The 22,733-nt window shown below is 34.0% G+C and carries 18 protein-coding genes; 9 read left to right on the top strand and 9 right to left on the bottom strand.

Annotated features, from left to right (window positions below; translation table 11 throughout):
• Window positions 1-51: 51 nt before the first annotated feature.
• Window positions 52-3,315, bottom strand: coding sequence for a SusC/RagA family TonB-linked outer membrane protein (locus APB85_RS04420; protein ID WP_057482757.1), 3,264 nt, complete (start codon window positions 3,313-3,315; stop codon window positions 52-54).
• A gap of 1,015 nt (window positions 3,316-4,330) precedes the next feature.
• Between APB85_RS04420 and APB85_RS04425 the strand changes: the two genes are divergently transcribed.
• Window positions 4,331-4,651 (top strand): DoxX family membrane protein, encoded by a 321-nt coding sequence (locus tag APB85_RS04425; protein ID WP_057482756.1) that lies wholly within the window; start codon window positions 4,331-4,333, stop codon window positions 4,649-4,651.
• Window positions 4,652-4,717: 66 nt separating this feature from the next.
• Here APB85_RS04425 and APB85_RS04430 read toward each other — a convergent pair whose 3' ends face one another.
• From APB85_RS04430 to APB85_RS04450, 5 genes are all read right to left on the bottom strand, one after another.
• Complete coding sequence (locus tag APB85_RS04430; protein WP_057482755.1) at window positions 4,718-5,287, bottom strand: TMEM175 family protein; 570 nt, start codon at window positions 5,285-5,287, stop codon at window positions 4,718-4,720.
• A gap of 6 nt (window positions 5,288-5,293) precedes the next feature.
• A complete protein-coding gene (locus APB85_RS04435; protein ID WP_057482753.1) occupies window positions 5,294-6,163 on the bottom strand; it encodes a pirin family protein in 870 nt (289 codons plus the stop codon).
• A 92-nt stretch (window positions 6,164-6,255) separates the two neighbouring features.
• Window positions 6,256-7,134: a pirin family protein gene (locus APB85_RS04440; protein WP_057482751.1), complete on the bottom strand. Its 879-nt coding sequence runs from the start codon at window positions 7,132-7,134 to the stop codon at window positions 6,256-6,258.
• Window positions 7,135-7,176: 42 nt separating this feature from the next.
• The gene (locus tag APB85_RS04445) at window positions 7,177-7,464 is read right to left on the bottom strand and encodes a GNAT family N-acetyltransferase (RefSeq protein ID WP_057482749.1); all 288 of its coding nucleotides are present in this window, start codon (window positions 7,462-7,464) and stop codon (window positions 7,177-7,179) included.
• A gap of 71 nt (window positions 7,465-7,535) precedes the next feature.
• Window positions 7,536-8,111: a Crp/Fnr family transcriptional regulator gene (locus tag APB85_RS04450; protein WP_057482748.1), complete on the bottom strand. Its 576-nt coding sequence runs from the start codon at window positions 8,109-8,111 to the stop codon at window positions 7,536-7,538.
• Window positions 8,112-8,772: 661 nt separating this feature from the next.
• Here APB85_RS04450 and lepB point away from each other — a divergent pair.
• Window positions 8,773-10,371 (top strand): signal peptidase I, encoded by a 1,599-nt coding sequence (lepB, locus tag APB85_RS04455; protein ID WP_057482747.1) that lies wholly within the window; start codon window positions 8,773-8,775, stop codon window positions 10,369-10,371.
• Between the two features lie 1,094 nt (window positions 10,372-11,465).
• Here lepB and APB85_RS04465 read toward each other — a convergent pair.
• The 3 genes from APB85_RS04465 to APB85_RS04475 form a co-directional block, all read right to left on the bottom strand.
• Window positions 11,466-12,941 carry a TlpA family protein disulfide reductase gene (locus APB85_RS04465; RefSeq protein WP_057482745.1) on the bottom strand — a complete coding sequence of 492 codons (1,476 nt, stop codon included), beginning with the start codon at window positions 12,939-12,941 and terminating at the stop codon, window positions 11,466-11,468.
• Between the two features lie 349 nt (window positions 12,942-13,290).
• Window positions 13,291-14,388 (bottom strand): hypothetical protein, encoded by a 1,098-nt coding sequence (locus APB85_RS04470; RefSeq protein WP_057482744.1) that lies wholly within the window; start codon window positions 14,386-14,388, stop codon window positions 13,291-13,293.
• Window positions 14,389-14,390: 2 nt separating this feature from the next.
• Window positions 14,391-15,173 (bottom strand): RNA polymerase sigma factor, encoded by a 783-nt coding sequence (locus APB85_RS04475; protein ID WP_057482743.1) that lies wholly within the window; start codon window positions 15,171-15,173, stop codon window positions 14,391-14,393.
• A gap of 365 nt (window positions 15,174-15,538) precedes the next feature.
• On the opposite strand from APB85_RS04475, the gene APB85_RS04480 reads away from it, so the two are divergent.
• The 7 genes from APB85_RS04480 (at window position 15,539) to APB85_RS04510 (ending at window position 22,499) form a co-directional block, all read left to right on the top strand.
• Window positions 15,539-15,823 carry a helix-turn-helix domain-containing protein gene (locus APB85_RS04480; RefSeq protein ID WP_229792211.1) on the top strand — a complete coding sequence of 95 codons (285 nt, stop codon included), beginning with the start codon at window positions 15,539-15,541 and terminating at the stop codon, window positions 15,821-15,823.
• 160 nt (window positions 15,824-15,983) lie between these two features.
• Entirely contained in the window at window positions 15,984-16,550 is a 567-nt protein-coding gene (locus APB85_RS04485) for a hypothetical protein (RefSeq protein ID WP_057482741.1), read from the top strand.
• A 194-nt stretch (window positions 16,551-16,744) separates the two neighbouring features.
• Entirely contained in the window at window positions 16,745-17,230 is a 486-nt protein-coding gene (locus tag APB85_RS04490; protein ID WP_057482740.1) for a cupin domain-containing protein, read from the top strand.
• A 191-nt stretch (window positions 17,231-17,421) separates the two neighbouring features.
• On the top strand, window positions 17,422-18,459 hold the full coding sequence (locus APB85_RS04495; protein ID WP_057482739.1) for a HEPN domain-containing protein: 1,038 nt from the start codon (window positions 17,422-17,424) through the stop codon (window positions 18,457-18,459).
• 153 nt (window positions 18,460-18,612) lie between these two features.
• On the top strand, window positions 18,613-19,548 hold the full coding sequence (locus APB85_RS04500; protein WP_057482738.1) for an endonuclease/exonuclease/phosphatase family protein: 936 nt from the start codon (window positions 18,613-18,615) through the stop codon (window positions 19,546-19,548).
• Between the two features lie 163 nt (window positions 19,549-19,711).
• On the top strand, window positions 19,712-21,103 hold the full coding sequence (locus APB85_RS04505; RefSeq protein WP_057482737.1) for an SMEK domain-containing protein: 1,392 nt from the start codon (window positions 19,712-19,714) through the stop codon (window positions 21,101-21,103).
• Complete coding sequence (locus APB85_RS04510) at window positions 21,093-22,499, top strand: argonaute/piwi family protein (protein ID WP_057482736.1); 1,407 nt, start codon at window positions 21,093-21,095, stop codon at window positions 22,497-22,499. Before APB85_RS04505 ends, APB85_RS04510 begins: the two co-directional genes overlap by 11 nt.
• The last annotated feature ends 234 nt before the right edge of the window (window positions 22,500-22,733 follow it).

Genomic DNA, 22,733 nt, shown 5'->3' on the forward strand with positions numbered 1-22,733 from the left:
ATCACTATTAGTGTATCTGTTTTTACAATCTTCTAAAATTTATAAAGCAAATTATAGATTGATTTGAATACCTGCAGAATAAGTCTTCCCCATTGGGTATAATTGTGTGTTTGTAGCAGATCTTCCACTCACACCATTTGGGTTAGAGTAACTAACATGTGCTCCTACCTCTTCGGGGTCTAGGTATTTAGTTAAACCTCCAAAAGTCCAGGTGAATATGTTCTCGCCGCTCACAAAAAAACGAAGTCTTTTAATATTAATTTTCTTAGTAAGGGTGGGTGGAATGGTATAACCCACAGTAAGATTTTTAATCCTGAGATAGCCTATGTTTTCTAAAAAGTGGTCATTATAGTTATATGACATACGGCCATTACTTAAAGCGCTGTAGGCTCTTTGTCTCTGAGGGAATATTCTATTGGGATCGTTAGGTTGAGCCGGATCCCATACCTGATTTAAAAGATCTTTTCTTATAAAAGATGTATATGGTCTATGAAATGTAGCCCAATATAAAGGACCGTTTGGGTACCAATCCTGTTTGGCGACTCCTTGTCCAATAACGTTCAGGTCAAAGTTTTTCCACGAAGCATTTATATTAAATCCGAATGGAAACTGTGGCATTGCATTACCAATAGGCACTAGATCTCCAGGGTCTTCAAGGGTATTATTTCCATTATCAATACTACCATCCCCATCAGTATCTACATATCTAAGATCTCCCCCTCGCAAGCGGTTCCAATCACTATTTGATCCGTAATCAAGTATCCCTCTATAAACTCTAAAGAGGTTATCTCTTCCATATTCATTTTGGAAGGCGGCGGCTTCTTCGTCTGATTGAAATTGACCATCTACCCGATAACCCCATATTTCACCTATTTGCTGACCTTCCCAAAAGGTGCTTAATAAACCGTTTGGGTTATCAAATTTTGTAATTATAGCTTGGTTATTTGAAACATTGGCTTGTGCACTAAGGGCTAGTTTAGAACCTAACACATTAAATTCATCATTATAACCTAAGGTCGCCTCAAATCCTCTGTTCCGCATTGCTGCGTAATTTCTACGAGGTTCTGATGCACCAAAAACTGCGGGAAGCGGTTGTCCCGGTAGATACATATCCCGTGTATTACGTTCATACCATTCAACAGAGGCAGTTAGTTTATCCTCTAGAAATCCCATATCAACACCTACATTTGTTGATGTGATTTTTTCCCAGCCAATATTAGCCGGTAATGGAGAAGGTACTCTGGCATAATTACCCTGTTCTCCATCAAATAACCACGAGGTTCTACCCATTCCTATTAGTTGCCTGAAGGTATTTACCCCTACATTCTGATTCCCTAATTTACCATAGGATGCTTTAAGCTTTAATGAGGATATTGCGCTTTCTAATGGTGTCCAAAAATTTTCTTTATCAATTATCCAACCTGCGCCTACAGATGGAAAAAGCCCCCATCGGTTTTCTTCTGGGAAGCGCGATGAACCATCGTAACGCGCGTTAACTTCCAATATGTATTTGCCATCATAATCATAGTTAAATCGTCCAAAATAGCCTTGAATAGCCCATTCTAATGTGGAACCTTCCATATCAAGCATTGTTGTTCCAAAAGCAATATTAGCTTTGTCCTGGGTGAGCAGGTCTTCAATTCTCATTCCCACTCTATCACGGTCAAACTCCTCCTGGTTAAAACCGAGCATTAGCTTGAAATTATGCTTTTCTGCAATGTCCCTGGTATAGGTTCCATAAATGTTTATAGTAGTATAATTATCCTTCCAGCGATACTCATTATGTCTATTTAATCCTTGCCCTTCTAACAACTCCAGCTTTTCACCAGCCAGATAACTAAATGGCTTATAGGAAAATGTGCGATCTGTCCGATCAATACTATAATTATAATTCATATTAAGTACTAATCCCTCGATTGGCTTAAGCTCTGCTCCAAGGGTATTAGTTAAATTTTCATACTGCCATTGCCGGTGTGCAGCGCCTTCTTTTAAGGCACCTAAACGTCCAACATATCCATTCCTGGTTCGACCAACACTTACACCATAGCCGTCAACGAAGGCAGGATGATTAGGAAAAAGATCACGCCATTTACTCACCCCAAATTCGTCACCCCAACCATTTTTAGTTCCTGCATATTGTTCATCATACCTACTACTAAATCTGCTCAATGCATTTAACTTTAACCAGTTGTATGGAGTCGCACTCAGTTTAAGCTGTAGATTATAGCGTCTCATCTCAGCATCCTGGATATTTTGAATTTTTTCACGCTCATAGCTTCTTGCTGAGATAATACCGGTTAATTTATCAGAGCCACCAGAAACAGAGATATTATTTATTTGGTGTGACCTACGATCTTTAAACAAGACATCATAGAAATCGGTATTTCCAAAAAACTTATAGGTGCCATCCGGTTGTTGCTCATAAAAAGGTTCTCTTTCACCATTACCAACTTGTTCGGCAATTTCCCAATCATCATCTTCATAACATACATAACAACCGCTATGATATGAGCCAATTGCATCATCGACCCATCTTGCATAGGTAGCTGGATTAGTTACAAAGTCAGTACGAGCAATATTTGTAGTAAAACCAGTATTGTTAGAGTACTGAACATTAAATTCACCTGCCTCTCCAGATTTAGTAGTGATTAGCACCACTCCAAAAGAACCTCGTGCCCCATAAATTGCTGCCGCTCCAGCATCTTTTAAAACAGTTACACTTTCAATGTCATTTGGATTTATATTGGCAATATCCGCTTCTATACCATCTACGATAATAAGAGGAGACCCTCCATTTATAGAATTAAAACCACGAATATTTATTTCGGGAGTTTCGGAAGGATCACCACCTGATGACGACCTAATATTCAAACCGGGTACAGTTCCCTGCAGAGAACTGGCTATATCTGCCGATGGTCGAGTTACAACGTCGCCAATCTCTGCGGTACTAACCGAATTAACAACATTTTCTGATTTTTGAGTACCGTAACCCACAACCACAACTTCGTTGAGGCTTTCTGAATCCGGAACCATTGTTATTTCAAACGTGGATTGAGACTCAACAGTAACTTCTTTTGACTTATATCCTAAAAAAGAAAAAACAAGAATTGCGTCCTGGTCCGGTACTCTTAAGGTAAACTCTCCATCAAAATTAGTGATTGTTCCTTTAGAAGATCCTTTAATTTGTACAGTTACTCCCGGCAAAGGCAATCCGGTTTCATCCAGAACTTTTCCTTGAATAGTTTGTTGAAAATCAACAGATTCAAGGATTGTCCCCGGATTAAAATTGGAAGCAAAAGCTTCCGAGAAAATCAATAGAAAGCATATGACATATACTTTCTTTAAAAAAAATTGTATTTTTGTGTCCATTACAAGTGGCTATAAATTAATTGTTTGTAGTCTTAATTAAGCCCATTCTGTTGCAGCAGAATGGGCTGTTTTTTTCGCTAATTCAAAGGCTTATCTTTTCTTATAAATATTTATTTAGAGTTAGATTCTAATGTGTCTGATATTTGATTTCAAAACTATAAGTTGCTTTCTCCGCGAAGATTTTCTTATGTTTAAGTTTATATTAACTAAATTTTAAATTAGCCTAAAAAGGAGTGGCAGAAGATCTAAACAGTTTGTCCATTTTAGATTTATCTTTTTTGAAGGGTATAGCTCTTAAAAAAAGAATAGCTTAATACAAACTAATTTACTTTTTTCATCTTAAGCATTTTCCTTTTGCATTCCAGTTAAAACTTAGTGCAGCTCAGGATGAATAAAAAGTGCTATGAATTTTATTTACTTCTTCCAGCGCCATCGCATTACCTTTTGATGACATTCATTTTCAAGTTTTGAAATTATAGAGGAGTTATAAATAGCAAGGCGGTTTATGTACTCCGGTTAATTTCAAGGCTTGTTCCTTTAGCAGCAAAAAGTAATGCGGTGTAAGAAAGACTTTAAAAAACACTGAAATCCTGATCGGTAAATTTTAGTTACTACCAGGCGGACTTGAGTCAAAAAGCTTAAGCTATTGCATCAAATTTACCAATTCATTTTCAAAGCTTTTTGGCTCGTGTCCAAGACCATTTATAATGAACCTCTTTTATTGAAACAAAGCTTTTGCGGAGTGAAGATAAAAGTGGTGAATGGCTGAGGTAACACTATATAAATTAAACTATAAATAATATGTTCTATATAGAACTTCGCATAATATCTTTAGATTGCTTTTCAGACAAGCTTAGCACCGAAGTTATATTGTATTAGTTCGAGAATTTAAGACTAAGTTAAAATGGAAAGGTTAGAGGATAATTTTTAATTTTACTCTCAATTCAAATCTGAATCATAGATGATAAAACAAATATTACTGATCTTACTAGGTATATTCTTCCTCCTAAATGGATTAAATCATTTTTTAAACTCAAAAATTTTAGAAGAATATGCTGAGAAAAGGAGCCTCCTAGCCTCAAAATTAATGATCAAATTAAGTGGCATATTATTATGTTTTGGTGGAATAACTTTAATCTCAGGTTTTTATCTTCTGTATGGTATTATCGGGTTATGTATATTTTTACTTATTGCCTCTGTAACTATACATAAATTCTGGGGATTAGAGAACAGAGAGATCATGATGCTAGAATCCATGCATTTTGCAAAAAATTGGGCATAATTTTTGAGCTCCTCTATATAGGTGATTCACTATTGAAGGTATAGAAAATCCTCTAAGAGAAATTAATTATGCTACACTTTCCAATCTTCGGTCTGGAACAATCCACATAACAGCCACGACTACAAAACAGGCTATTGAAATCCAGTAATTTAGAAACGCTGCGGGAATTGCAATTAAATAAATGATAATTGATAGATGTTCTTTAGCTCCTCGCTGTGTTAGCTTCCTTAAGGGAAAGTTTTCGTCGTGAAATTTAATTAACTGTATTTCCAATATCCAGTAAGCTATTGCTGCCATAAGTAATATAAATCCATATAAAGCAATAGGTAAAGCTGCGGTATAATTCTCCCCTATCCAGCTGGTAGCAAAAGGAATTAATGATAACCAAAACAATAAATGTAAATTACCCCATAAAATCTTCCCGTTAACTTTTTGGGTAACCTGTAACAAATGATGGTGATTATTCCAGTAGATTCCCAGGTAAATAAAGCTTAACAAATAACTTAGAAATATGGGAAATGTTTCCAACAAGCTCTTTAAATCAGTTTCCTCAGGAGCTTTCATTTCCAAAACCATAATGGTGATCACAATAGCCAATACTCCATCACTAAAAGCTTCCAGTCTTCCGGTTTTCATGAGTAATTAATTTGGTAGTGGAACAAATTCAGTTTCTCCAGGCACTTTAGGAAAGTTTTGATTTTTCCAGTCTTCCCTGGCTTTAGCAATGATATTTTTATCAGAAGCTACAAAATTCCAATGGATGTGTCTTTCCTCTTTAAAAGGTTCTCCTCCCAGAATATAAATAGTTGTATCCTTATCCATTTCAAATTCACATAGTTTATGATCTTTGGCAACCAAAATTTGTTTTGGTTCATAAGTATTCCCATCACTATTAATTTTGCCTTCCAGAATATAGATACCTGATTCTCCGAAAAGATCAATACTTAGATTCAGTTTTCTTTTTTCACTACTTTTCAATTCCAGAAGAAATAATTTACTATATACGGGAACAGGAGATTTTTTGCCGAAGCATTCCCCGGCAATTAATTTATAAGAAATTTTGTTTTCAGTCCACTGTGGAATTTCCTGTTTTTCGATATGACTAAAAGAAGGTTCTATATTTTCCAATTCTTTAGGAAGACCAACCCATATCTGTAGGCCATGTAAAGACTTTTCTTTGTCTCGTAATGAACCTGGGGTACGTTCGGAATGCACGACTCCATTACCTGCTGTCATCCAATTAACAGCACCAGGGTTTATTTCTATCTCATTTCCTAAGCTATCACGATGCATGATTCTGCCCTCAAAGAGATAAGTGAGGGTAGATAGTCCAACATGCGGATGCGGGGGCACATCAAAGTTTTGGTCTTTTGTCATGCTAACCGGCCCCATATGATCTATGAATACAAAAGGGCCTATCATTCTTTTTTCGCGGAAAGGTAAAAGTCTACCTACAAGGAAATTTCCTATTTCGGCAGCTCTTTCAGGAACTATCATTTTTATATTAGACATAAAATATGAACTATGAAGTTGATATAATTAAATTAAAAGAAATTAGCCAGAACCATACATTCTGGCTAATTGAAAATACGATTTTACACTCATTAATCTTCAAGGTAACCGAATTTTCCCATATTAAAATCATTGATAGCCTCCCTAATTTCCTGCTTAGTGTTCATTACAAATGGACCTTGAGCTGCGATAGGTTCGTTAATTGGCTCTCCACTTAAAATTAGAGCAACAGATTTTTCCAGGGCTTCAACAGTAAAAGATTCACCTTCATTCTCGAAAAGCACAAAATGATCTGTTAGTGCAATTTCTGAATCATTCACTTTTATGCTCCCCTCAATAACCAATACCCCGGTATTATAATGAGAAGGAAATGAGAAGCTTGCCTTAGCTTTTTCATTTAACCTGGCATTAAACATATGCAAGGGGGTAAATGTACTTGCCGGTCCTTTAGAGTCATTGTAGTTTCCAGCAATAACTTCTATAAGCCCTGCATCACCAGGTAATGAATGGATTGCCATTTCAGCTTGCGAAATTGCCTGGTATTTAGGTTTTGACATTTTATCCTTTGCCGGCAGGTTGACCCATAATTGAACCATTTGGAAGTCGCCACCTCTCTTACTAAATTCTGCCTCATGATATTCTTTATGAAGAACTCCCGAAGCGGCTGTCATCCATTGAACATCTCCTTCACCTATAATTCCACCGCCACCACTACTATCATGATGTGCAACTTTGCCTTTGTAGGCAATAGTTACGGTTTCGAATCCCCGATGTGGATGTACGCCAACTCCCTTTGGTTTATCTGAGGGAGGAAAAGTAAATTTTGAATTGTAGTCCAACAATATAAAAGGACTCATTCGCTCCATATCCATTCTAAAACCACTAGGGATAAAGTTATGGACCCTAAAGCCATCTCCTACAAAATGAGGATTGGGTGGGCTTGCAACTAATTCTATATTTTTAGTTTTCATATCATAAAATTTTAATTTGAAACAAAATTCTTTTAATGCCTATCAATTTTGATGCAACCTGGAAATAAACTGATATTCCGGATGCTTATCTATATACGATTTGATAAAAGGACAATATGGTTTTACTTCTAGTTGCTGTTTTTTAGCAAATTCTAAAACATTCCTGGCTAAAAAAGATCCTACTCCCTTCCCGCTTAATTCCTTTGGAACTTCAGTATGTATCAAACTAATCACATCTTTGTGTAGTTTGTAATTTACAAAGGCAATTTGGTCATTCAGCTTGACTTCAAATCTATGATCAACGGTATTTTGGTATAAAGTATATGCCATAATTTCTAATATTTACTACAAAGTTAGAAGCTAAGGTCCAAATAGCTCTTGATCTATGGTAAGAAGTAAAATTAGGGTCTATCAGCCAGACCTTTGCGCACCCTGCTTAAACTTTCAGGGGTTATGCCAAGGTAAGAAGCCACCATCCACTGGGGTATCCTAAGTTGCAAGTCTGGATACAACTTAACGAATTCCAAATATCTGGTTTTTGCGGAAGCACTGAGGAGCAGATTAATTCGTTGATTTAAATGGCGGATATGGTTATGTAGTAAAATTTCATTTTTCTCTCTGAAGCTAGGTGTTAGCTCTGCAATTTTATTTATGATCTTGTCATTAATAGGAATCAAATGAGAATTCTCAATAGTTTCAATATAAAATTTAGAGGGTTCCTTGAAGAATACACTATCCCTATCACTGACCAGCCAGTTCTCTGATGCGAATTGTAGGATGTGCTCTTTTCCATTTTCAGAAAGGGAATATAAACGCAATAAGCCCTTTTCAACAAAGAAAGTATGATTGCATATTTCCCCCGGTTTTAGGAGAAAGGATCCTGCTGAAATTTTCTTGATCTCGGCTAATTCTTTGATATAGGCAAGGTCTGACTCCTGGACACCAAACTTTTCTATTAAGTACTGAGAAAAATTCATAGCATACCGTGTTGAAAGAGTTTATTCAAATTTATTAAGAAAATCAGATCAAAAAGGAAAAAGTGGGCATTCTTTCATATTTTCTATGGAATTTCTCCCGAAAAAATGTAGGCCATTGAAAATAGAACAAACTCAATGTTCATTAACTTCTTCCAGTGCTATCTAAACCAACTTTTGATACCTCTTATCTTCAAGCTTTGAAATCCTGATCGTTGAATTTTAGTTACTATCAAGCGGACTTGAGTTAAAAAGCTCAAACTAGAGAATCAAATTTACCTATTCATCTTAAAAGCTTTTTGGCTCGTGTCCAAGACCATTTATAATGAACCTCTTTTATTGAAACTAAGCTTTTGCGCAGTGTAGATAAAAGTGGTGAATGGCACTGTTAATTAAACTTTTCCGTGAAAAAATCACCGGTATCACTGGGCTGGAAACATTTTTCCGTGAAAAATTATTTTCAAATTTTCCAGACTAAAATAATTTCACCTTATTTACCATCATAAAGCCCTAAAATTTACGAAAATGACTACCCAACACAGCGTAGCGTGTTATCCTCTTGCTGTCATTTTCTATTATGGTTTAAAATTTTGATCTACCTAAATTATGGAATAGTTGTAACGATTCTTATGTTTTCATTACCTATCAATAAATTAATCATTCCATGACATTTTCTCAATGGTTTCTACTTTTCGTAGGAATTCAAGTGATCCATTTCTTAGGTACCTTTAAACTCTATAAAAAAGCAGGAAGAAAACCCTGGGAAGCAGCAATTCCTATTTATAATGCTGTGGTTTTAATGAAAATTATAAACAGGCCTTGGTGGTGGACTATTTTATTATTTATTCCAATTGTAAACCTTATAATGTTCCCTGTCCTTTGGGTGGAAACAGTTAGAAGTTTTGGGAAACATTCAAAATTAGACACATGGTTGGCAATATTAACCTTTGGGTTTTATATTTATTACCTCAATTATTTCCTGGATGTTTCCTATATAAACGACAGAAGCCTTAAACCAAGAACTTCCGTTGGTGAATGGGTTAGTTCTATTCTATTCGGGATTATTGCGGCCACAATTGTGCACACTTACTTTATACAGCCATATACCATACCATCTTCATCCTTAGAAAAAACCTTATTAGTAGGTGATTTTTTATTGGTTAGTAAGATCAATTATGGAGCAAGGATACCTATGACTACCATTGCGGCGCCAATGGTTCATGATACTATCCCCGGCTTAGGTAAATCGTACCTTTTTAATGATGAGAAAGAGGAAAAAAATTCTTCCTGGATCAATAAATTTCAATTCCCATATTTGAGATTTCCCGGTTTTGAAAAAATTGAAAGAAATGATTTAGTAGTGTTCAACCAGCCAGCGGATACTCTCTTGGATATGAATGATTTTAGTCCAGAGCGTAATTATTATAAGCCTGTCGATAAAAAAACCAATCTGGTAAAAAGGGCTGTTGGGGTACCTGGGGACACTTTAGAAATCAAGGAGGGATATATCTATATAAATGGTAAGCGAACAGTTTTACCCGATCGAGCAAAACCTCAATATAACTTTTTTATAAATACTCAGGGACAAGCAATAGACCAAAACTTACTGAATAAAAGATATGGAGCTCGGGAAGGTTTGAAATATCCAACTGGAAAATTCGCATTAAATAAAGATGGAGGCTATTTGTTAACCCTTACCGATTCTGAAGCAAATTTGATCAGTAAAAATCCAGTGGTTAAAGACGTTAGAAAACTATTAAGTAAACCGGGTGAACCTCAAAGTGTATTTCCATATATAGACACCTTATCCTGGAATTTGGATAACTACGGCCCTATTTATATTCCAAAGAAAGGCTCAACCGTCAAATTAAATAAAAGCAACTTACCTTTTTATAAAAGAATTATTAGCGAATATGAGGACAACCAGATACAAATAAAAAACGGTGAGATATTTATAAATGGTTTACAAACGGACGCTTATACATTTAAGCAGGATTATTACTGGATGATGGGTGATAACCGTCAGAATTCATTAGATGCCCGGAAATGGGGATATGTTCCATTTGATCATGTAGTTGGTAAGCCTGTATTTATCTGGTTAAGCTTAAATAATATGGAGGAAGGATGGAATAAAATCAGATGGGATAGGATGTTTACCACAGTTGGAGGCGAAGGGAAACCACGGTCATATTTAGTATATTTTATTGTCTTACTATTAATAATTTTTGGTATTCAAAAAGTTTTAAAAAATAAACGACATTAAAGGAGTTAAAGCTAAACCTTCCTTTAATCCATTTGCTTTTTTAAAATTTGTCGCAAATAATCGCCTGTTTATAAGGCTTTCCAAGCCATTTGTCGCAAATTGATAAAAAACAATAGGTACCATATGAAATAAGTGTCTAAAAATGAGCAATTTACAAAATTGTAACACCGTGCAACGTGTTACCCTCTTGCTATTCGATTTCGTCCCGCAGGCGGGACAAAATTTTTCATACATGTTGGTTTGCACCAACTGCTTTTTTAAAAAAGGAATGAAGAAAAGTCCTATTCCTTTTTGAAGCATTTTATTATTTAGCGAAAGTCAAAACCGAAGAATTTCTGTAATGATATAAAACAGAAAATCAACACTTTAAAATACTGTTTCCGGGGTGTTTTTGAAAATGAAATTTTCGTATGATTTGGTGTATTTTGAATTAATTTGAGGTAAAAATTTCAATTTGTTTCAATTCAAGAATTTTGAAAACGCAGATTTTTGAATACGGAGACGAAAAACCATTTAAAAATTTCCAGTGTTGTCTTTAAAAAATATATCCAATTTTGGAATTAATAATCTACCCTTCATTGAATTAAGTTTTTTGAATTTTAAACATAGACTAAATCAAAGCTTTTTAAGGTTTTGAACTGAGGCTACCGCTTCCTTTTTTATTTACTTCCTATAGCGCCGTCAAATTACCTTTTTTCGATGCATTTGTTTTACAACATCCTGGCCTGGTAAAGCGTATAAAAAGAGTAGGCAAAGCCGAATCGGCTTTATGCCGCTGTCCAGGAAAGGATGTTGTTATTTGCATCCTAAAAAGGGGAGGGGCGTAAGGATGATATTTGCATATGGATCAGGAAAAACCACCACTTTGTGAGGAAGAAGGACCATGATCTGACCTCAACCTAGCGGACTTCATCGAAAAATTTTGAGAGGAATGAAGCGTTCCGATTTTTCATCGGGTTAGCGTAATGGAAGTCGCAATTTCTTCGATGGTGTCCAAGACCTTTGTAGAGAAGCGCTTTTCCCGGAATGAAGCTTTTGCGAAATGTAGTGGGAATGGGCTGAACGGGTTTGAATTATGCTGCCAATTGTAAAAGCTACTCTATCAACTTTTTAATTTCAGCTAAGGAACCTGAATTCCCTTCGTAGATTATTTCAAAATCTTCATTTAATAAAATAAAAGTGGGATACTTCGTTATATTCATACCTGCAATTATGCTGCCTTTTCGATTATTGCTATTAATAAAAAAATGCTGCCAGGACATATCATTCTCCATACTGAATTCTTTCACGTCACTTATATTTTTGTCAAGAGCAAAACTCATTAGATTTACCTTTTCTGAAAATTCATTATGAAAATCCTTCAGTTCGGGAAGACCTTTAATACAAGGAGCACACCAGGTACCCCAAAAGTCAAGTAGCGTGTATGGCTTATTTTTATTGATAGACTCTAATAAGTTGACCTTTTTAGATTCTAATGTAAGTAAGTTGAAGTTATCAATCTTATCACCAATTCTATACCCGGTAAATTTCTCGGTATCAATATCTATCTTTTTCAGTGTAAGTTTGGCTAAATCTCCTGAAACACTTTCAATTTCATAAAATTTATTGCCAGCCCGCAATGTATCTGAGATTGAATACAAAAAATTATCAGATTTTCTGCTTTTAGGATTTGTAATGGAGTTTGGTATTATTTTTAATCGCATAAATTCTCCATACAATCCTTGAACTCCGAATGAATAATCCATATCGTTCAATTGATGCTCTCCCTTTTTGTAATCTATAAACTTCAGCATTACAGTATACTCATTCGTAGTATCATCTAATACATTATCTTCAAATAAATAAATGTGCGGATGCTTAGTTTCTGGATATATTTTGATGCCTCTTTTTAGACTATAAATTTCATCATTTAGAAAGACTTCATAAGGGAGATTTAGGACTGGAATATTTTCATTTTTTTCAATATGTTTTTTATTTCTATAATCTATCTGAAATTCTAGGGTTTCATCATTTGCAAAATTATTATCGTGATCCAGATCTGCTATTATTAGCTGTTTGTTCCCCCTAAAACCAGAAAAAATGTTTAACTGAAAATACAAAGTGTCTACTCTTGCAGATAAATTTTTTAATTCACTAGCTTCAAATGTTTCAAGTGCTTTGTCCTTTCTGATAAATCCATCTTCGTAAAGATTTTGAATGAAAGGCTTTAATTGAAAATTTTTGGTAACTATTCTAAATGAGTCTACTGACGGTAATCCTTTAAATTTCTGTAGTTTTTTATCATAATATTCTGGATATTTTTTTTCTAAAGAATACACCGGTGTTTCTGAAAAAAGTGGTTCAAAACTAAATAGCTCATCAGATGTATTTTTAAGATCAATTACTATTTTATTACTGTCCTTATCTTCAGATTCTGGGGTTTTTAAAGCTTCTTTACAGCTTACTAAAAGACTTAAAAAGATTATTAAAAAGAGAGACTTTTCAATTTTTCCTAATATGGCACCTATTGTTTTGATGTGCTTTGTAATTGGTTTTTTTTCCTGATTAGTCTTATAAGAGTGATAAGTCAATAGTCTGTTTTTTTAAAATAAGTAAGAAATTTGGTTATGAACTCCTTATCAAGTTTCTTAAAGGTAATTTTAATTGCATTCGACTTTGTAAAATTTACTGTTCTTAAAAAATGAAATTGGATAACCTTATTTAAAAATATCAAATTTTCGTCGAAGGAAGGCATTAAATTAGGGAATTCCTTACTAGCAATAGTAAGTGCTGATAGATTTTTAAGTTTTCAACTATGCTCGGCTTAAGATCTTTTTCTAATGAAATTAAGAGATACCCACGCGTTGTATATGCTAAGCGCATTTAGTGAGTGAAATGTTCAGCTCACCTTGCGGGTGTACAAGCACCCTCGAAAATATTTTAACCAATGATCAGTTCAATACCGGCTTTTTCGGCCTTGTATTTTATTTTGGTCATTAGATCATAATAGCCCCAGTTTCTTAGCACAAATGCTTCCTCTTTGGCGAGTTCAATTTTTTGCTCCTGGTCTACTAAAATGAGCGTTCCTGCCTGGTGTTTTACGCAGAAATCTATTAGTTCTCGGCTGTATACGTGCAGTCGCTGGTTCACATAATTGCGTTCCTTATCTTTAAACCTGGCTGCCGCTTTTGTTTTCCGTTTATGCCCATTACCAGACCTGGCATACTTCACACCCTCCCGGGTTCTTCTTCTGGCGGCTTGTATAGCCAACCTCCGATATAGAAATTCTTCCCTGCTCCCTATGCTAAGCTTTGCCTTACCAATTTTCACTATAATTGGATACTCCAGGGACAACCTGGCTTCTGCAAACACCTCTGGCCTTAGTTGGTGTTTTTCTTTCTCCATTTCAAAGGCGGCCATCATAAAGATCTTACCATCTTTTAACTTGAGATAAGAAGTGCGCATTTTAATCTCGCCCTTTGTTAACTGGTGCATTAATTTCCATTTGTCATTAAATGCTCTGCCGATATAGGTTTTTACCGGGATGGAAAAGAACCGAAAGCAAAAGGCACTTTTCTCAGGATTGAATTCCAGCCCACAAACACCCTCCATGGTAAAGGGAAAGGCCATTTCTTTTTTGAAATTTTGCAGGGAACGCTCGCCTTTCCAGTATTCCTCCCGGTTTTTCTTAAAGGAACTTTGAATGATGCTATTGAGTTGGGATAAAATGTTGGTGGGCATTTTCCCTTTATAGCGATCAGATACCAACCGGTAGGTGGTATTCATCCGCGACCGGTTAAAGATACCCAGTTCATCTTTTTTCTCGTCCACCAGCTTATACTTCACCCCTTCTGATAGATAGAAAAACTCCTGGATCATTTCCTGAACATATAGATGGGAAACGATAAGGTTCGCAGCTTTATGACAGCGGTAACGCCATTGGTACAGTTTACTTTTAGCCTCCTGGCGTTCTTCCTGGGTTGGCAGGTCGATCTCTAACCGGATACTACGGGTGAGTGTAATTGTGTCCTTTCCCATCACTAAGCCGATTGTTGTTGTTCGTGTTTTAATTGCATCAGCTTATAGGCGGACATAAATTCCTGGTGCACTTCCTTTTCGGAAAGGTTCAATTCTTTGGCAATAGCTGCAAAGGAGTATTGTCTTTCCGTGCGCAGCTGCAAGACCTTTTCCTGTTCCTGGGTCATCTCCCTCTGAATCTTTACTGCCAGAACTGGTTTTGGTTTTGTTTCCTGAATACTCCGCTGGCAAATGATATTTTTAATATCCACGATAGCCTTTTTTACCTCGTTGCTGGTGTGGGTAATACTGGTTCCCATTAATTGACCAATAGCTTTATAGCGAAAATCATACTTTAAACAGAGTTCAATCAGGCGTCGTCTTTCAGGACTGAGTAAGGGTAAAACACGACTTATCCGGTCAAAAGCTTTTTGTTGAATCTCGTGATTTAATAAGTGCAGATCATCTTTTTCTGGATCATAACCGTGCAAATACTCCTGGTAGTTTTCGAAACTTTCTAAGGAATTGACGGTTTTGAAAAATTTATTTTTAGGACGAACATAGTAGGTGTAGCATTCCCTCTTCATTACCATTCGTAGGAAATAGTAAATATGTTCGGGTCGTTCTATCCGATCCCTTTTCTCCCATAGTATTAGAAAGGTATCCTGCACCAGGGTTTCCACGGCAAAATCATCATCCAGAATTTGCTTGCCCACCCAGAAGATATTGCGGTGGTACTTTGTATGGATAAACTCCAAGGCATCGGGATGTCCTTGTTGTAATAATTCAAAAATACGCTGTAACATAAGCAGTCGCTTTTAAGTGGAGGTAACAACCTCAAGGTTTTAAATGGATTAGCTTAAGCGAATTCCTACAAGTTGTAAAGAGAAGGTAGCTTTGAAAGTAAGTCGAAAAAGAAAGGGCATGAGACTTAACTTATTGTATCAGAGGTACTGGTATACCATGGAACGACAAGTAAGCTCACGCCCGGGTCGTGAGCATTACCACTTATCATCTCGTTCCTTAAAAATTACCAGTTTTCTGACACAAGATTCAAAGCGAATGCTTCTAATATTTTACTTAAAGAAGTTTCGCAAATATATTAATATGAGATAAATATATAAATAAAATATTTATGTTGTAATATATTCCAACATAATTTGTAAAATATTTGATCATCTTAGTTGTAGATAGGGCTACAATGCAGAACAAAAATTACAAAGAAGACTTTTTACTTAAGTTTGGAGAGAATTTCGGCAAGATTCGGCGGAGTAAAAGTTTAAGTTTTAGATCCTTATCGCAAAAATGCGATATAGATTATGCAGATCTAAACAAAATTGAAAGAGGAAAGAGAAATATTACGCTTACCACTATAATTGAGTTAGCAAGAGGACTTGATATTCACGCTCGAGAATTATTTGATTTTAGCTTTACTCTAAAAGATTTGGAAAAATAATTTTCATATTTTAAATCCTACTATCCCTCTTTAAATTCTTCCTTAATCTACTTTAACACCAATAATTTATATTTAACAAAAACTGCGTTTATCCCGGTATATTTCTTATTAAATAAGTAAATTGTTCAGGATATAACGAGTTGGGCAGCATTTTACAGATATGAGTTTAAGAAGAATATTTCTGACTTTTTCACTAATCATTATTTTCAGTTGTCAAGAAAATGAGAAAACACAGAAAATCGATATAGCAAAGGAGATTATGGGTTTGACTTCCAGTTCCGATCAAGAAGCATTTTTAGAAAGAATACATAAAACAGATCAAGATATTAGAAACGGAGAGAGTTCAGAAATTCTACTTAAATACGGAAAGAACTCAAAAGAATTGCAAAAGTTATATAGGAAAATGGATTCTGTAGATCAATTAAATTTGAAAAGAGTAGATCTTTACTTAAATACTTTTCAATATCCAGACAAGAAAAGGTTTTCTCACAGTGCTAATATCGCACCGTGGCTGGTAATTCACCATTCATCAGATATTAATACTAGAAATAAATACTTCCAAATTCTCAAAAAAGCTTATTTAGATAATGACATCAATTCAAATCAGTTCGAATTATATTTAGGAAGAACATACCAGCTAAAAACAGGAGATTACCCCACACAAGAAGGAGCATATAAATCAGAAGACAAAATTAACCGATTAATTAAAGAACTAAGTTTAGAGTAATAAAACGCAGCCCAACATCGGTTCATCGCAAATAACGGGTATAGCAAAAAAAGTGTAATTTTAGAAACCAGTAAAGAAAAGTGTTAATCCGACAAGTCCGCGTCCCTACTCCCGCAACTTGCGATAACCGCAACCGTTGTACGCAAGCATTGACGAAGAAGGATTTAAGAAAATAATTAATAAAAAAAACAATTATGAAATATTCAATTCTTACACTGATATTTTTCGCTCCATTATTTATAGCTGCCCAAAGTTCTGATTATAAAGTATCTTCCTATAAGACAGAAGGAACTAAGGCACCCAATACTCATTACATTGGAGAAGCTTGGTTAAATCCTCTAATTCACGATGATGAAGAATTAGGTTACAACATTACCAAAGCAACCTTCAAAGCTAACTCAACTTTAGATTGGCACAAACACGGTTCTGTTCAAGTTTTAGTAATTGTAGATGGTGAAGCCTACTATCAAGAAAAGGGTAAAAAGCCTATAATTCTAAAAGAGGGAGATGTAATTAGATGCGAAAAAGAAACTGAGCATTGGCACTCATCTACTAAAGAATGTGATGTTACATATTTAGCATTCTATAGCGGAGAAAAACCAACAGAATGGACAGAAGTCTTAACTCAGGACTATTACGATCAAGTTCCTAAAATGCTAGAAACTAAATCACAAAATTAAAAAACATAAAAAATTTTAGACAAGATGATGGGAACGCAATGCCAGCGCACAACAACGGCTCATCGCAAATAACGGGTATTCAGGAAAAAGTGTAATTTTAGAAACCAAGAAAGAAAATAACTAATCCGACAAATCCGCGTCTTTACTCCCGCAACTTGCTATAGCCGAGACAGTTAGCCACAATTACCATAATGAGCATAGAAATAACACTTTATACAAAGAAAGCAACAAAATCTAGTTTGATCAAATATTTACGAGATCACGATTTTTATAAAGTAAAACACTTCATAGACTCTTTTAATGATGAAAACAATCTTCATTATATGTGGTTCGGCTCAAAAAATAATGAATCAACTACTGGAGTAGAATCAACAATCATTAAAGTAGATAATGACTTAAAAAAACAGTTTAAATGCTCAGACTGGATTTTGCACACAAGAACAAAATCCAATGGAAGTTTTGAAGATAAAGCGAAACAAAACGAGATAATAAAAAGTGCTAGAAAGCAGTTCGGAGGAACATTTTATAATGATGGATATGGAACAAACAGATATATTGACTTAAATGACTATCCGAGATTTCAACCTCACGAAAAAGCAATTTCTAATATAAGAGAGAATGCATTAGAAAAGCTATTTCAAATTACCAATAGTGTAGAGAATTACGAAAACTCGCTAAGCGATAATTTACAGAGTATTAATATTCCTGCATTGAAAGATTTACTGAAGACTAAAGATCCAAGCGTAACTTTATATAATAGTTTAATCCCATTTCTAGTATCGGTAATTGAGTATTTCTTCGGAGAAATTTTTATAGCAATTATAAGATATGATCCCGTTGCGAAGGAATTAATTGCTAAAGAAAACTTTAAAATCGGAATTTCGGAAGTTGTGAAAATTGAAAATAAAGAAAAATCAATTGAGGAGAGCGTAGCTGAGAACTATAATTTTCAAAATCTCGATAGTATAAATAAAGTTTACAATAAGTTTGTTCAAATAGATATATTTTCAATTCTAAGTAAACGAAAAAAAGTTAACGGTAAAATTTTAAGAATTTTAAATAAGCTAGAGGATTTAATTAACTCACGACATAATATTATTCACAACTTGGAATTTAACTATGAATTGACAAAAAATGACTATCTAACTTATGTGAAAACCGTTGAAAAAATGGTTGAAATGATTGTTGATGAGCTAGAAAACCAAAGAAAATTAAATATCGAAAGGTAACAGTGGCTAACAACGCATAACGCAAATGGCGGGTTTACCAGAAAAGAACTAATTTAGTTTACATAACAAACCAAATCGTTACGCCGACAAATCCGCATCTAAAAATCCGCGCCACTTGTCGTTATACGAGACCGTTGTGCGTAATTTAATTTTATGAAAATATTGTTTTTAAAGAAACTGACATGGATATTAATAGTAGGAGTTTTATTCGCATCTATTCTTCCAAATATTATTTCTAATTATTGGTTTATTGACATATTTTCCAATTTCAAATTGCAATATTTAATAATATCAATCTTCCTATTTCTCATATCTTTATTATTTTTTAATAAGAAAGTTTTAGCCTTAATATTACTAATTTCAACCATATTATGGAACGGCTATTTTATTGCTCCTTACTATTTTAGTGATAATACTGCTCTTAAATCTAAAAAACAGGTCAAAATTTCAAGTATTAATTTGCTCTCAAGTAATTCAGAAATTGATTTAGTTCAAAATTATATATTTGAAGAAGATCCAGATATTTTGATCCTAATGGAATTCACTCCAAATTGGCAATTCAAACTAAATCCAATAATTGACAATTATAAATATAAAAAATTAGTTCCGAGAAATGACAATTTTGGAATTGCTCTATTGAGCAAATATGAAATGAACAGTTCTATTGATTATTTCGAGCTTAATGACAAGCCTTCAATAGTTGCAGATCTAAATATTGGGAGTGATCAATTTTCATTGGTAGCTACACACCCAATTCCTCCTATAAATCAACATACGTTTGAAAATAGAAATAAACAACTTTCTAATATTTTGAACAAAAGATCTAAGTTTTCAGAAAGGTTGATTATTGCAGGAGATTTTAATACTTCATCATTCTCCAATCATTTTAGTAAACTTACAAATGGAGATCTAAAAGATAGTAGAATTGGTTTTGGACTTTTACCAACTTGGCCGGCAAACTATCTAATGTTACAAACAACATTAGACCATTTCCTTATTTCGAAAAATTTAGAGGTGATAGAAAGATCAACCGGTAAGAATATAGGTTCTGACCATTTACCAATTAATATCATAATTGGAGTTAATTAAACTACGCACAACAACGTATAACGCAAATGGCGGGTTTCATAGAAAAGAAGTAAATTAGTTTCCATAAAAAACAAAATCATTAAGCCGACAAATTCGCATGCAAAACTCCGCGCCAATTGTCGTTATACGAGACCGTTGGCGATAATTTTAACAAAGAAAACCTGTGAATAAAAAGAAGACAATAGATAGAATAGCAGAACTAATTGCAAGATTTAGAGCTGAAGTTGAAACTCTGAATAGTCAAAGCTTATATGATATAAATATTCACGCCGAAAATGTAATTATTCCAATTTTAAATTTTGTTTATGGCCTTAATTTAAAAAATGCCAATCTAGAAGAGAAAAATTACTCTGCGGTAGATTTAATTGATAAAGAAAATCGGGTTGCTATACAAGTAACATCTACAGCAAATTCAGAGAAAATAAAACATACTCTAGAACAATATAAAAAACATAAACAAAGAGATGAATTTGATTCATTATTGGTCTACATAATAACAAAAAAACAAAAATCATATAATGATAAGAAGTTTGATGAAATTATCGATAGTGAATTTGAATTCAATTCATCGGAAAACATTCTAGACTTTGAAAATTTACTGTCTGAAATAAATTCTTGGATTTCACTTCACAAGATTCAGGGCGTACTGGAATTATTTGAACAGGAATTTACCGATCAGAAACTTGAATATAGAAAACATATTTTAAAAAATAAGGATAAATTAACTAATGAAACCTTATATCCAAACCTTTTAGAAATTGAATTACCTGACAAAGTATTCGTTGGTAAAATTGGAATTAATAGAGATGAAATAATTACTAAATCTTGGGAGACTAAATATAAATTGAAGAAAAGCGCTCCTGATAGAAGTGTACTTAATAGAGCTTTTGAACATTATAATATTCCATATTCTACAGATTGGCACGTATTTGAAAAAAATATTATTTCATTTAAACAATTAGATAATAATTCTGAGCCCCTAAATAAATTAATAGAAATAGGTACGGTCGAAGAATTTTCAATAGATGAGTTTGCGGAAACAGGATATAAATATGAGCTTGCACTATCTAGATTAATTGATAATACAATTCAGGAGTTAGTCCATAAAAAAGATATTCAATGGGTTCGTAAAGAAAGAATGTTCAGATTTCGACCACCAAAATTAATTAGATCAAGAAAGGTCCAATGGAAAAACAAAAAAACTGCAACTCGAACAGTTGTGAAGGAGGTATGGAATAAGGATAGAACTCAAATTACTCATTTTCAACAATTATCTTTTAAAATTCAATCGTTTTTATCAGAAACAAGGTGGTTCTTAGCTATTACACCCACTTGGAGTTATACTTATAATGGTTACCAAGCTCATAAATTTGAGAGTGACTTAATTACACAAAAAAAGAAACTTGAATCAAATAACGCGGTGTATCAGCACTTTATGTTCATATCTTATTGTTTAAACAATAAACTAAGTGAAGACGAAGAAGACTATAATCTAATAAACTTCAAAGAACCTTTCAAACTTGATCTAACATATAAAAGTCATTATGGAAATTAAATTACTTGAAGAACCATTACTACAATTTCAGAATGGTGAACACGTATGTCCAAGAACAGGAATATTTCAATATGGTGTTGCAGATTTTGAAAAAGTGAGACCTGATAAAATAGTTTTGGGGTTTGTTGGAAACAGCGATAGTATTGGAAGTTTAATCAGTTGGATTAAATCTTGTAAAAGTCATATAGATCCCAAAAAAAGTAAGCAGCCCAATTTGTTTATGAATTTTCCAGGCTTCAATGAGAAAGTTGGCTTTAAAAGTGAGATTTCCTACGACGAAACATATGTTCGAAAAATCAACAATTCGATTTTTGAAAAAGTAAAAAAATCTTCTGAAGATATTAATGATTTAATTATTAAAGGAGTTGATTTGTTTCTTACAGAGATTAAATTTTTGGCAAAAAATAAGAATCCAGACGTAATATTATGCGTTTTAGACGAGAAATTCACTAATATGGTTTATGGTACCAAAACGGTGGAAATCGAAGAAGAAGATGATGATAATAGTCTTTCAATAGAAGTTAATTTTAGACGCTTACTAAAAGCAAAAGCCATGGAATATAATATTCCAATTCAAATTGTTAGAGATAGAATTGTAGAGCCGTCTAAAGACATGCAAGATGAAGCCACAATAGCCTGGAATTTTTTTACGGCACTATATTATAAAGCTTCAGGAACACCATGGGCTCTAAAAAAAGATTCGACAAGTAATACTTGTTTTGCAGGAATAAGCTTTTATAAGAGCAGAGATAAGCAAACTACTCAAACTAGTGTTACTCAAATTTTCAACGAACAAGGTAATGGTGTAATTCTTAGAGGTACACCTGTTAAGGAAAGTAAAAAAGATAAACAACCGCATTTATCGGAAAAGCAGGCATTTGATCTACTCTATAATTCTCTTAAAGAATACTATGAAGCTGTAAAAATTTATCCGCAACGGTTAGTTATACATAAAAGTTCAAATTATTCGGAAGATGAAATTGAAGGTTTTCAACAAGTTGCTGAAAAAATGAATATCAATTCATTAGATCTAGTTACGATAATGCCAACAAATTTTCGTTTATATAGAGAAGGTAATTATCCTCCATTTCGAGGTACGATGCTGAGTCTCGACAAACAAAGACACTTTTTATATACAAGAGGTTTTGTAGATTATTACGGTACTTATCCAGGTAGATATATTCCAAGCCCAATAGAAATAAGACTTTTCTCCTATGATGAATCACCTGAACAAATTTGTAATGAAATTTTATCATTAACAAAGATGAATTGGAACAATACACAGTTTGATAGAAAATTTCCTATTACAATAGATTGCAGTCGGAATGTTGGAGAAGTTTTAAAATATTTGAGTGATGACCAAAAACCTCAGATTAAATATAGTTTCTATATGTAAAACTATCGCCAACATCGGTTCACCGCAAATAACGGGTAATTGTAGAAAAAGTGTAATTTTAGAAACCAGGAAAGAAAATGGTTAAGCCGACAAGTCCGCGTCCCTACTCCCGTAACTTGCGGTAACCGTAACCGTTGGCAACAAGAACGATGATAATTCATTTTAAAAAGAATGTTTTGATTAACAAGAAAATCATTAAGACCTATTTTTTAATAAATTCACAAGCAACCAAAC

Source organism: Salegentibacter mishustinae (assembly GCF_002900095.1).
In the GTDB taxonomy this organism is placed as follows: Bacteria; Bacteroidota; Bacteroidia; order Flavobacteriales; family Flavobacteriaceae; genus Salegentibacter; species Salegentibacter mishustinae.

Coding starts and splice junctions, on each gene's coding strand:
- APB85_RS04425 (WP_057482756.1), top strand. CDS start 4,331: ATGATAAAACAAATATTACTGATCTTACTAGGTATATTCTTCCTCCTA.
- APB85_RS04430 (WP_057482755.1), bottom strand. CDS start 5,287: ATGAAAACCGGAAGACTGGAAGCTTTTAGTGATGGAGTATTGGCTATT.
- APB85_RS04435 (WP_057482753.1), bottom strand. CDS start 6,163: ATGTCTAATATAAAAATGATAGTTCCTGAAAGAGCTGCCGAAATAGGA.
- APB85_RS04440 (WP_057482751.1), bottom strand. CDS start 7,134: ATGAAAACTAAAAATATAGAATTAGTTGCAAGCCCACCCAATCCTCAT.
- APB85_RS04445 (WP_057482749.1), bottom strand. CDS start 7,464: ATGGCATATACTTTATACCAAAATACCGTTGATCATAGATTTGAAGTC.
- APB85_RS04450 (WP_057482748.1), bottom strand. CDS start 8,111: ATGAATTTTTCTCAGTACTTAATAGAAAAGTTTGGTGTCCAGGAGTCA.
- lepB (WP_057482747.1), top strand. CDS start 8,773: ATGACATTTTCTCAATGGTTTCTACTTTTCGTAGGAATTCAAGTGATC.
- APB85_RS04470 (WP_057482744.1), bottom strand. CDS start 14,388: ATGGGAAAGGACACAATTACACTCACCCGTAGTATCCGGTTAGAGATC.
- APB85_RS04475 (WP_057482743.1), bottom strand. CDS start 15,173: ATGTTACAGCGTATTTTTGAATTATTACAACAAGGACATCCCGATGCC.
- APB85_RS04485 (WP_057482741.1), top strand. CDS start 15,984: ATGAGTTTAAGAAGAATATTTCTGACTTTTTCACTAATCATTATTTTC.
- APB85_RS04490 (WP_057482740.1), top strand. CDS start 16,745: ATGAAATATTCAATTCTTACACTGATATTTTTCGCTCCATTATTTATA.
- APB85_RS04495 (WP_057482739.1), top strand. CDS start 17,422: ATGAGCATAGAAATAACACTTTATACAAAGAAAGCAACAAAATCTAGT.
- APB85_RS04500 (WP_057482738.1), top strand. CDS start 18,613: ATGAAAATATTGTTTTTAAAGAAACTGACATGGATATTAATAGTAGGA.
- APB85_RS04510 (WP_057482736.1), top strand. CDS start 21,093: ATGGAAATTAAATTACTTGAAGAACCATTACTACAATTTCAGAATGGT.